A 12,587-nucleotide genomic window follows, 5' to 3' on the forward strand; every position below is an offset into this window, starting at 1 on the left:
GCAAGCTCAACTGGCTTGAACTTAATGTTTGGCGAACCTGCAAGCTCTACAGGCTTGAACTTAATATTAGGAGAGCCAACAATATTGATACTATCAATAGAAGGGCTGATAGTGTCCAATGCGTTAACAGCAGTAGGAGTGGTTAGGCTAAGGGCGATGGCAGTAACTAGTCCGTTAATCATGTTGTTCTCTCTCTCAGGGTGGTTTCATTTTTATGTCAACAAAATGTTGACGTTTGAGAGAGTGGCTGCAGGTGTTATGCCAAGTTTTACTTTTCGCCTTGGTTTTGTGGGATTTCTGTTACATTTTTGGTCCTGAGTTTGCCTGTTTTATATGTTTTTGAGGCTCAATATGCTCCTGAATTAGCAGCTTAGAGAAACGCTCCTCTGTAACCGCTTTGCTGTATATAAATCCCTGTATTTCTTCACATTTTAGTGCTTTTAGTATACTGAGTTGCGATGCTTCTTCAACCCCTTCACCCACAACAGAGAGCCCCATGTTGTGCGCGATGGTAATAATTGAGTCAACCATTTTCAGATCTCTGTCGGACTTATCTATATCGTCAACAAATGCTTTGTCGATCTTAAGAGTATGGATAGGGAAGCGCTTTAAGTATGACAGTGACGAATATCCGGTGCCAAAGTCGTCTAACGCAAGGCTGACGCCCATTTGCGACAATTGATCCATCACCTTGATAGCTTTTTCCGGCTGTTTTATGACGGTCCCTTCGGTAATTTCTAGCTCAAGGTTGCTTGCAGGCAGCTGAGTTAGACGTAAAATTGACTCTATGCGTTGATGGAGGTCGGGTAGAGCGAATTGTTGTGATGATAAATTGACAGCAACCCTGCCATTGAAGATTCCTTGACGGCGCCAATTTTGTGCCGCAAAGCACGCTTTCTTTAGTACGACTTCACCGATATCAATGATCAAGCCAGTTTCTTCTGCCAGAGGAATAAAATCTCCTGGTGGTATTAAACCATGCTGAGGGTGATTTAAACGTACCAGAGCTTCCATGCCTGCTAGCTTGCCAGACTTTAGGTCAATCTTAGGTTGGTAGTAGACTTCAAACAGATCTTCTTTCAGTCCTTCACGAATTAAATTTTCAACTTCAAGCTGGCGAATTGCATTACGGTTGAGTGATTCAGAGTAGAATTGGTATCGGTTACCACCGCCAGATTTGGCATGATACATAGCGATGTCGGCCTTACGCAGCAGTGCTTGCTCATTTTGATCATCTTCAGGATATAGCACAATACCAATACTGACACCGACGACAACTCGGTCATTAGATAGGTCAAATGGATTATTAAAAGCATCGATAACGCTATTGGCGATCACTGCTGCAGAGCCGATATCGGGGTTGTTATCAACAAGAATAGCAAACTCATCGCCACCTAAACGATAAATGCTTGTATGGTAAGGTACTGCAGCTTCAATTCTCAGGGCGACCATTTTCAGCAATTCATCACCAACTTGGTGGCCCAGTGAGTCATTAATCTTTTTGAAGTTGTCTAAATCCAATACCATCAATGTGTGGTGAGTATCTTTGCGTACTAGGTTACCTAACGTCACCATTAAGCTCGAGCGGTTGGGCAGGCTAGTGAGTAAATCATTGTTGGTCAGTTTTCGCAGCTCTTCTTCTTGCTGTTTGCGACGTGATATATCGGAGAATACGCCCACAAAGTGAGATAGCGCCCCTTGCTCATCATAGATGGCATCAATGGTTAGCTCCATTAAGAAACTGCTGCCATCGCCTTTAGAGGATTCGACATCATTACTCCAGCTGCCTTGCTGCTGTAATATTGCATGGATCTGTTCTGAATAACTGTCAGGGTATAAATCAAAGTTAAGTTTAATGCCAATAAAGTCACTGCGACTTTTTTCACATAGATCACAGCAAGCTTCGTTCACTTCGACAAAATTAAATTCACTATCGAGAATAAACATGCCTTCGGAAATATTCTCAATTGCACGCTCAAACAAGCGTAATTGTTCTTCAGCTTGCTTAAAGTTGTTGATGTTCTTGATGGTACCCGTCATCCGAACCGGTTTATCTTGCTCGTCTCGCTCAACAATTTTTGCGCGGTCTAAAATCCATACCCATTCGTCCGCTTTGCCTTTTACTCGATAAGCGGCCTCGAAATGATCGCATTCGCCGGTGAAATGTTTATTCAGCGCGCTACTTACACGCTCTTGATCCATTGGGTGGATATTGCTTTCTTCACTGCCATCACCAGAGCGCTGTCCATCACGAGGAAATTCCAAAGAGCCCCAGATATTGGAGCGATAGATCTGGCCAGTTTCAATATCCCAGTCCCACATTTCATCACCACTGCCCCAGAGTGACAGCTTCAAACGTTCTTCCGATTTGGCTATTTGACGTTGAACTTCACGCCGTCTAAGCAGAGCTTTAGTGAATACACCGGCAAATAACATCACAATCAAGAAATAGACAATCTTGGATTCTGTAGATAACCACCAAGGTGGGGTGATGTTGATGATTAGTGATTTTACTTTTCCAGGTTCACTTAAGAGCGCGCTTTGTGCGTAGATGTTAAATGTATAAACCCCTGATGAAAGGTTAGTGTAGGTCGCAGACTTAGTGCCTTTAGCAGCGATCCAATCATCGGATAAGCCTAAAAGTTGATAATAGTATTCTATTTCTTCAGTTGATGAATTAGGGGTATCAAACTTTATCGTAAAAGGGTAGTCGGAATACTTTAGCGTCACTTCTTCCGCATAGCTAAGAGGCGCTTTTAGGTGCTCGCTGCCAACTGCGACAGCGGTATTAAATATGAGTAGATCGGTTAGTGTGGTTTCAATAACTGGTATATTATTAATATATCGATCTAGTTCAGCGATTGATATCAAACTGGCGCCTTCTATGCCGCCAAAAATCACAGTATCTTGATTGAAACCTATTCCACTCGGCGTATTGTATTCGTGCTGACTTCCATATTTCGTAGAAAAAACATACGACTTATCATTAACCAAGTATACAATTTCGTTGATAGATGAGGCGATAAGTCGACCATCTTCAACAACGATTGAATAGATACTCTTATTATTATCAAATCGTGTTGTACTCAGTTGGCGAGTACGGTCGTAAATGCGAATCGATGTAGATGTGCCGTAAACGACCTGATTTTCATCGATCATGCCAACACTATAAACGAGTCCTTTATCAACTAACTCAACATTGTTGTCGGCGGCTTTATATAAGCCAGCCTGACCGCCGATAAAGTACTCGGTTGCAGACGTTTCTAAGATGCTCAATATTGGCGTTTTTACTGGCAAACTCAATAAAGTACTTACACCACGCTCAGGCTGAAACTGGAGTACTTCGCCCGTTGAGGTTGCTAATATTAGCGCTGAATGAAAATGACTGGTTTTCAGGTAGGTGATTGTCCCACTATATACTTGCTGCAACTCCTCTGACTCTATATCGAACCTGAATAATCCTTGATGATTACCAACGAAGATAGAGCTATCAAAAAATACCGAATTTTTGTAACCGGTAAGTCCTGTTTCATGCGTTGCGATTAGATTCAAATGCTCATCATATTCATTGATGGCACTGCTATCAGAAGATAGTAACAAGTTACCATCAGCTTTCTTGCTCAAATTCCATATGTTGCCAGTAGTGCCGACAATCGTATTAATTAGGTTAGCCGAATTACTTATGCTGATTAAACCGTCGTTAACTAAGCCAATATAAATAGCATTCTTATTGACATAAAGGGCAGAAACTACGGAGTTATTCTCTTCTTTGAGACTCCCAAATAGTGTTTCTATTCCATTTTCAATCAAAAATACTTGGTGGTTGGTAATACCAAACAGGTGGTTATCTCTAACGAAGATCTTTGAATATTGTTTGCTGGTTGCTAACTTAGTACTCTCACCATTAGCAAGAGTTGTGATGTCACTACTTGATAATACGTAGAGGGTATCTTGGTCTTGAGTGATATCAATAATATTATTGGCGACTAACTCTGGTGGTTGTTCGAATTCGCTTAAAGAGAGCTTATATAGTTGTCTGTTGTAGTTTCTGACATAAATATCATTGTGGTATTGAACAATATTTTTAGCTTCATAGAGTGGCTTTTTTGTATTGGCTATAGTGCCATTTTCATTGACTAAATACAGACCCGTATTCGTGCCAATGACTAACCCAGCAGACGTATTGAGAATAGCCCAAATAGCAGATTGGCTAAATTGTTGGGCAATCTTTAGCGATTCGAATTTGTCGTTTTGTTTATCATAAAACATGATTCCCTGGTCGGTGCCAACGAGTAACTCACCTGAACTTGAGGTTGATAAACTTCTAATAAAAGATGACTTTAATCCGCTTTGCTCATCAGCTAAAAAAGCTTTGAATTGCTGACCATCAAAGCGGTTAAGGCCATTTAATGTTCCAACCCAAACATAACCTTGCTGGTCTTCTGCAATTGAAGTTACAGTGCTCTGAGATAGACCTTGGGGGACGCTAAAATTGTCGCTATTAAGTTCAACAGAGTGAGTTATAGAGTCATGGGCACGAGCAACAGTCAAAGACAGGCACGTGATAAACAAGGTCAATACAAGCTTTAACAGAGCATTAGGCATAATTATTTGTTTGATTATTAGCCAGAAAAGCGTAGGCAACAGTTGATTAACCTCACTTTTTCAGAAAGTAAGTGATTTGTCAAAGTTGTGGCTACTTTTTCTAGATGAAAATCATTTGCATCTCCTTTGACTTCAATGAAGAAAATTTGGTGCAGTAATTGTTTGTAGATTATTTAACTAGCTGTTACTGCTATTTTAGATTAAAAATCTGGTGTTGCGTATTTGTTGGTATTATATCGGTAAATTAGCTAATCAATCTCGACATGGCCAATAGTTAGCCAGCTAATAGCTGAATTTATTCGCTTGTTGTTTAAAAGATCGCAAATCAGTGATCATATTATCAGACGTTAATCTATCCAAGTGGCGATGTTGTTCGCCAGTGGTAAACAGGACTAATCGGTCACCGTGCTTGGTGCGCATTTTACTCATCATAAATTTGATGAGATCTGAGCGGGTGATATGCTGAATATTTTCTACCACCAATTCGCGCTGATTGAACTGATAATCCTTATTGCCAATGCTAGACCAATAACGTTGACCACGGGTTTTAAGATTAGCGTCATGTTCCATCACTTGGTTAATTAATCCGAGTTTAGTTTGTTCCCACTGTTCACTGGTGATTTGCATCACCGCATAATTGAAATCAGCAATAAACTCATCGATAGCTTCTAGCAACTGCAGCGGCCCAGCAGTAGGAGATTGAATATAGAAAATCATCCCTGGGTAACGGTTAAGCGGGAGATACCCTGTTCCGACCATATAGCCAAGCTGCCGTTGAGTACGTAACTCGTGGAAAAAAGTAGATGACATGGTGTGGTTGAGTAAACTAAACAGGGCCATCTTTTCTGGTGCGGCTTGTTCTGCCTGATAATATACGATAATGCTGCTGTCTTGATGGGTGACAGGTAGCTCACGCATCAGTGTACCGTGACCTTTGAGGTTAACGAGTTCACGCTCAGATTCGCCACTTGGTGAAGTCACCAAGGACAAAATATGGTCTAAGCGATTGCCCAACTGCCGCACTTCGTCTGTCAGCCAGTCGCCATAGACTAAACCTTCAAGGTGTATTCTTTCATAGAAGCTTCGAACATGCTCGTGTAGATCTTCCAGTTCAATTTCTTCAAGTAGTTCAGCCATACGGCTAGGCTCGTAACTGCGCTTCTGTAAGGTCACCGTTAAACTGGTAAACAGTTGAGATATCGGTTTGGCCTGACTGTGGTTATACCATGTTCTCAAGATCTGTCGCTTAATGGTGTTAAATCGCGCTTGGGTAAAGTTACGTTCCCGGGCTTTATTAATAAGCAGAGACAGCAAGGCTTCTTGTTTGCCGGTGAAGCCAGTTAAATGTAGCGTGATCCCCCCTTGATGAGGGTAGATGTTATAACTGAGCCCAGCAACTTCAGCTGGATAGGTAAATTCGGTCAAATAATCCAGTAACATCTCTACATAAAGCCGAGTGAGTGCGGCATGTCTAGGCGTTTTAGAGGCTTGTTCTGAGTCCATCGATAAATACATATGCCCCTTTGGCACATTAAATTCATCATCTTTACGATGCCAAAGGCGATAGCCTTTCTCTTGGCAAACAACTTCGGGAACCGGGGCACTGCTCTTGTCCGGTCTAGCGACCGAATCGGCAATGATAAACGGGTTTTTATCGGGTAGCTCCAGCGCTTCCCGTGGAGTCACCTCAAGCCACTTTGCCATCCTGTCAGATTCAATAGGTTTTGTTTGGTATGGCGAGTGATACCAAGCAGCTTGTTTTTCGGTATCTAGATCTGGGGCAATCAGTTGCAGCCGCATATTTTGCGGGGTGAGTAGCTTTAACAACTGGTGAGTTTCCGGTAAGTCTAAACCATCCATCCGATAGTCGCCGTAGATCAAATCGTCGACGTCATAGTGGTGCATATTAATGCTTAAATGGCTGGCGAGATCTAATGGCTTTATTTGCTCTTGGTATTTAAATGCCAAATTGAGCAGGTTAGCGCGTTCTTGATAACGCCAATCTTCAATACCTTGTGATTTAATTAACTCAATGTACTCAAAAGCACAGCTAATGACATCATCGAGATGCGAAAGCCCTCGCTCGGTTAACTGGATACTAATGTTGTAGTCTTTAAAATTATACCCATTCACGCCCCCTCCGGCCGAGAGGTTGATAGCCCAGCCTTTTTCTTTCAAGTAACTTAACAGGCTGCCTTTACCTTCGTAGCCAAGTAGGTGGCTGATGAAAGTCAGAGGCTTACGTCGATAAAATGGATCGATTGCAGGTAAGGCGAACGTTATCGCCACCCGGCGTTGCTCTTTAAGTGGCACAATATTGGTTTGCTGTTGCAGTAGCTGCTGACTATAAAGTGGCACATCAGGATATTGTTTGACTAAGTTGGCATTGTTTATCGCACTAAAATATTGTTCGGCAAACGCTTGCAGCTGGGCGATTGGTTGCGGCGCTACCAAGCAAAGCGTCATGAGATTAGCGCTATAGTGGTTTTGATAAAAGGCCAACAATTCTTGTCGCAATTGACCTTCATCGCCATCAAGTGTGCTGAGATTGCCAACCGAAAACTTGCTAAAGGGATGGGCAGGGTTAACGGACTCTTTTTGGACTTGATAGGTGCGCCTTACATCATCTTTGAGCTTTAAGCTAAATTCTGATTCTATTGCGTGACGCTCTCTATCGACCAGTTCTTGATTAAATAGTGGCGCGATAAAAAACTGGCTAAATCGGTCTAAAGATTGCTCGAAAACCTCGGCATCAATAGAGAAAAAGAAATTGGTCTGTTCGGTACCCGTCCAAGCATTATTATTGCCGCCATGCTGGTTAATAAAAGCATGGTATTCACCAGAATCTGGATACTTTTTTGTGCCAAGAAACAACATGTGTTCGAGAAAGTGTGCCATACCTGGACGTTCTACAGGATCATCAAAGTGGCCGACATTGACGGCCATTGATGCCGCAGCCTGCGAGGCCAAACTGTCTTCCACTAACATGACTCTTAGATTATTGGCTAAGGTAATAAATGCATATTGGCGGTGATCGTTGGGGCTTTTAATGATCGAAGTCTGTGTTTGCAACAGGTATATCCATCCTTTTTAGCGATTGATCAAATGAATCAACCTAAAGTATCAGCTTAGCAAGTTATGTCGCGATAATACATATTGGTATTGAAACTCGACTTTAGCAAATTTCATATGTTATTTCTGATAGATATCAACAGTCGTTAACGCTAATTCAGTGGCAATTTTCGTATGGTAAGTGCTGTTATATACCGCCAGGGTGTTGAATATCTGTTAGTTCTACTGTGCCGGGTTAACGTTAAATTTACATTAACATGGCCGCTTGTCTGATTTTTGACTATTCGACTAATTATTGAGTCAACTATGGTTTGTTGACTGCTAATTTAAAGCTACAATTGGCAAAAGCAATGATAATAATAGCGAGATGTTGTATGCAGCTATTCCTAATGCGCCATGGTGAAGCAGGTTACGATGCCCACTCAGACAGAGAGCGAACACTCACTGAGTTAGGTCGACATCAAACCGAGCAAATGAGCAATTATTTGGCCCGTAGTGTAGCCGAGTTTGACTTAGTGTTTGTCAGTCCATATTTGCGCGCCCAGCAAACTTGGCAAGAGGTTGCAAAGCATTTTCCTGAGCCGCGCAAGTGGTTGGTGCTTGATGAATTAACCCCATCAGCCGATCCGTGTACAGCGGCAGATTTAGTCTGTGCTTACGCAGAACAATACCGCGCTGATAAAGTATTGGTTATCGCGCATATGCCGCTGTTAGGTTACATGGTTAGTGAGTTAGTACGTGGCATTGAGCCGCCGCTGTTTGCAACCTCAGGGGTAACTCTCATCGATAAGCATGGCGAACAGCAGTCTATTAGCTGGCAGCACTCTCCCTACACGATTGCGTAGGCAACAAAGTTTCCCATAGCAGAGCTAGATGTTTAGCTCTGCCACATCCACCAAAACCAATAATGCGGCACTGCCACCCCATTCTTTAGGCGCTTGATGAAAGGCTTGCACATGGGGGTGTTGCGCTAACCACAATGGAATACTCTGCTTTAATACTCCGCTGCCATGGCCATGCATAATACAACAGCAATGGATGTGTTGCTTACTGCATGCTTGTATGAGGGCGGCTATCTCTAGCTTGGCCTCAGTTTGTCGCATACCGTGTAAATCCAGCAACAACTCCGGTTGGTAATCACCGCGGCGCAAGCGCTTAAGTTCATGCTTATCGGTGTCTTCTCGTTGCCAGCGCATGGCACCTTCATCGGGCAGATGAGGCTGGTAAGTGTCGGAAAAATAGCTATCAGCATAGAGCTGCTGCTGTTTTTCCACTACCTGACGTTTCTGCTTTTCTGGCGCGGCAAAGTGGCGTTTATCTTGAGTTATTGGCTTTACGCCTGCGGTAAGCGCCTTAAATAGCGCCAAACCATCATCTTTTTCATTTTTCATGCGGGCTATTTTATTGAATCCGATGCCATATGAATAGAGTTCAGTTACAATGATGCCGAACAAATACGTTGGAGTACCCTTGTGGACAAGATTTTTGTAGATGAAGCCGTTACCGAGTTACGCACCGTAGGTGATATGTTGCGTTGGGCCGTTAGTCGATTTAATGACGCTAATATTTATTATGGTCACGGTACAGACAATGCCTGGGATGAGGCGATCGCGCTAGTTTTTCACGCATTACATTTACCAGAAGAGCTTGGTCAACAAGTGGTACATGCTAACTTAACCAGTAGCGAAAAACATAAAATAGTCGAATTGATTATTCGCCGAGTTAGAGAGCGGCTACCAGTGCCTTATTTGACTAATCGCGCTATGTTTGCCGGCCTCGAATTTTATGTCGATGAGCGTGTATTAGTACCGCGTTCACCGATTGCAGAAATGATTGCCGAACGCTTTAGCCCGTGGTTATACAATAAGCCAGTTAATCGCATTCTAGATTTGTGCACCGGTAGTGCCTGTATTGCGATTGCGTGTGCTTATGAGTTTGATGAAGCTGAGGTTGATGCGTTAGATATTAGTACCGATGCCTTAGAAGTGGCGCAGGTTAACATTGAGTCATTGGGCGTAATGGAACGTGTTTTTCCAATTGAGTCAGATCTGTTTTCAGCGATACCACGTGGTCCGCAATACGATCTTATTGTCTCTAACCCGCCTTATGTTGATGCTGAAGATATCGATGATATGCCAAGTGAGTATCACCATGAGCCTGAATTAGGTTTAGCATCGGGGCGAGATGGCTTAGATCTCACTAAACGTATTTTAGCAAACGCGGCGGATTATTTGACTGAAGAAGGTCTGCTGGTGGTTGAGGTGGGTAATTCTATGGTGCATCTGATTGAGCAGTTCCCTGATGTACCTTTTACTTGGGTTAGCTTTGAACATGGCGGTGACGGTGTGTTTGTGTTAACCCGTGATCAGCTAGTTGAAAATGAATCACTTTTCGCCATCTATAAAGATAGTGGACAATAGGTAGTCATGGGTCAGCTCATATGCTGACCTTAAGCTAGTTTATTTCGGAATATGTCATCGGTTAATTTTTGAGTTAACCTCATAAGCTTATTGAATAAAAGACGGGGTGTATAAAGCGGATGTCGGGAAACAGTATTGGTCAAAATTTCGTAGTCACCACATTTGGTGAGAGCCATGGCAAAGCGCTGGGCTGTATTATTGATGGCTGCCCTCCAGGGTTGGAGTTAACCGAAGCCGATATGCAACACGACCTAGACAGACGACGCCCAGGCACATCTCGATATACGACGGCACGTCGTGAGCCGGACGAAGTTAAAGTGTTATCAGGCGTCTTTGAAGGTAAAACCACCGGTACTTCTATCGGACTGGTGATTGAAAATACCGATCAGCGCAGTAAAGATTACTCCAATATTAAAGACCAGTTTAGACCAGGACACGCTGATTACACTTATCAGCAAAAGTATGGCCTAAGAGATTACCGCGGTGGCGGACGTTCATCAGCAAGAGAAACGGCAATGCGTGTCGCGGCTGGCGCAGTGGCGAAAAAGTACTTAAAGCAAGTGCACGGCATTGAAATTACCGGTTATCTTTCTCAGTTAGGGCCAATATGTGCTGAGTCATTTGATGCAGCGCAGATAGAGAAAAATGCATTTTTCTTTCCCGACGCGAGTAAGCTTGAACAGCTCGATGAATATATGCGGGACTTGAAGAAAAGTGGCGATTCTATTGGTGCTAAAGTGTCAGTGATTGCTCACAACGTACCCGTTGGTTTAGGTGAGCCGGTGTTTGATCGACTTGATGCCGATATTGCCCATGCATTGATGGGAATCAATGCTGTAAAAGGGGTTGAAATTGGTGATGGATTTGAGGTGGTCAATCAAAAAGGCTCAGAGCATCGCGACCTAATGTCAGCGCAAGGTTTTGCCTCTAATCATGCTGGTGGTATTTTGGGCGGCATTTCATCTGGCCAACCGATAGTTGCCCATATAGCCATGAAGCCAACTTCTAGCATTAGCGTGCCGGGTGAAAGTATGACTATCACAGGCGAGCAGGCAGAAGTGGTGACAAAAGGCCGTCACGATCCTTGTGTTGGGATTAGAGCCGTACCCATCGCCGAAGCTATGTTAGCGATCGTGCTAATGGACCACCTGTTAAGGCATCGCGCTCAAAATCAAGATGTCAGCAGTGTGACGCCTAATATCGGTATGCGCTAATTGGTGTGCAAGTTAGATAAAGAGGGCACATTTATGTGCCTTCTTTCGTTTTAGTCATCGTTTTTTAGAGTTGATGTAAATGTCGCAATCCAGTGCCATGACGCCACAATTACGGTGGATTAGTGCGTGTTACTTTTTCTTTTTTGCCATTTTAGGTGTTTTAGTACCGTATCTTGGTGTGTTCTTCGAGCACCGAGGCTTTGATGCTCAAGAGATAGGTTTTTTACTCGCCATTTTAATGGCCACTCGGATTGTCGCGCCTAATATCTGGGCCCAAGTGGCCGATCGCACTGGCATGCGCGGTCAACTGGTAAAACTTGGCGCCGCATGTTCAGCAGTGACCTTTCTCAGCTTTTTTTACCATGGTGATTTTGTCTATTTAGCTATCAGCCTAAGCATCTACACCTTCTTTTGGAATGCGATATTAGCTCAGCTTGAAGTGATTACGTTGGAGACCTTAGGCAGTAACACTGGTGGCTATGGCAAGATCCGCAGTTTTGGGAGTTTAGGTTACTTAGTGTTTGTTGTTGGCGTTGGGTTTGCTATCAGCGAGTGGGGCACTGAGGTGCTGCCATGTGTGGGTTTGAGTTTATTCCTTGGGTTGTTAGCTTGCGCATTAGCGCTGCCCAATACCCGCGCGAGTATCGACAAAACCAGTGTTGTTAAACCGCTTAAAATAGATAAAGCTATTTTCTGGTTCCTGCTTTCTGCAGTGTTGCTGCAGATGAGTGCTGGACCCTTTTACGGATTTTTTGTGCTTTATTTAAAGCAAGTGGGCTACACCGAATCTGCTGCGGGCATATACGTGGCATTGGGAGTGCTTGCTGAAATTGTGATGTTTATGTACGCCCCCCGGCTTATGGGCCGGTTTGGTGTGAGAAGGCTACTACTGGTCAGTATCGCCATGACAGCCGCTCGTTGGTTGCTAATGGCTTTTTGCGCCCATAGTATGTGGTGGTTGGCGATAGCGCAGCTACTGCATGCTTTTACTTTTGGCTTAGTGCACGCCGCATCAATTCAGTTTGTTCATCAACATTTTGACATTCGCCACCGTAGCAAAGGCCAAGCATTGTATGCCAGCTTAAGCTTTGGTGTGGGCGGCGCGCTGGGTACTTGGCTATGTGGCATGATATGGGGAGATGGCAGCTTGGCTTGGCTGAGCTGGCTAGTCGATGGTATTTGCGCAGTATTGTCGATGTTAGCGGTACTGATGATCCCCAAAGCATCGCAGCAACCGTCAGCATAAGCGGTTTTTGCGCGCTTACAAGTCATAACG

7 protein-coding genes and 1 pseudogene are annotated in these 12,587 nt (G+C 43.6%); 4 read left to right on the top strand and 4 right to left on the bottom strand.

Features of this window, described 5'->3' with window-relative positions; genetic code table 11:
• The 3 genes and pseudogenes from L865_RS25765 to L865_RS0121850 all read right to left on the bottom strand — a co-directional run.
• Positions 1 to 182: pseudogene (locus L865_RS25765) on the bottom strand (hypothetical protein); the annotation flags it as partial.
• A 118-nt stretch (positions 183 to 300) separates the two neighbouring features.
• Positions 301 to 4,605 (bottom strand): EAL domain-containing protein, encoded by a 4,305-nt coding sequence (locus tag L865_RS0121845; RefSeq protein ID WP_028775166.1) that lies wholly within the window; start codon positions 4,603 to 4,605, stop codon positions 301 to 303.
• A gap of 282 nt (positions 4,606 to 4,887) precedes the next feature.
• Positions 4,888 to 7,677, bottom strand: a complete 2,790-nt coding sequence (locus L865_RS0121850; protein WP_028775167.1) for an insulinase family protein — start codon at positions 7,675 to 7,677, stop codon at positions 4,888 to 4,890.
• A 374-nt stretch (positions 7,678 to 8,051) separates the two neighbouring features.
• Between L865_RS0121850 and sixA the strand changes: the two genes are divergently transcribed.
• Entirely contained in the window at positions 8,052 to 8,522 is a 471-nt protein-coding gene (gene sixA, locus L865_RS0121855; protein WP_028775168.1) for a phosphohistidine phosphatase SixA, read from the top strand.
• 24 nt (positions 8,523 to 8,546) lie between these two features.
• On the opposite strand, the gene smrB is transcribed toward sixA, so the two are convergent.
• On the bottom strand, positions 8,547 to 9,068 hold the full coding sequence (gene smrB, locus L865_RS0121860; protein WP_028775169.1) for an endonuclease SmrB: 522 nt from the start codon (positions 9,066 to 9,068) through the stop codon (positions 8,547 to 8,549).
• 81 nt (positions 9,069 to 9,149) lie between these two features.
• On the opposite strand from smrB, the gene prmB reads away from it, so the two are divergent.
• The 3 genes from prmB (at position 9,150) to L865_RS0121875 (ending at position 12,557) form a co-directional block, all read left to right on the top strand.
• Positions 9,150 to 10,097, top strand: a complete 948-nt coding sequence (gene prmB, locus L865_RS0121865; RefSeq protein ID WP_028775170.1) for a 50S ribosomal protein L3 N(5)-glutamine methyltransferase — start codon at positions 9,150 to 9,152, stop codon at positions 10,095 to 10,097.
• A 119-nt stretch (positions 10,098 to 10,216) separates the two neighbouring features.
• Positions 10,217 to 11,311, top strand: coding sequence for a chorismate synthase (gene aroC / locus L865_RS0121870; protein ID WP_028775171.1), 1,095 nt, complete (start codon positions 10,217 to 10,219; stop codon positions 11,309 to 11,311).
• A 79-nt stretch (positions 11,312 to 11,390) separates the two neighbouring features.
• A complete protein-coding gene (locus L865_RS0121875; RefSeq protein WP_028775172.1) occupies positions 11,391 to 12,557 on the top strand; it encodes an MFS transporter in 1,167 nt (388 codons plus the stop codon).
• The last annotated feature ends 30 nt before the right edge of the window (positions 12,558 to 12,587 follow it).

This window comes from Shewanella waksmanii ATCC BAA-643 (assembly GCF_000518805.1).
Taxonomy (GTDB): domain Bacteria; phylum Pseudomonadota; class Gammaproteobacteria; order Enterobacterales; family Shewanellaceae; genus Shewanella; species Shewanella waksmanii.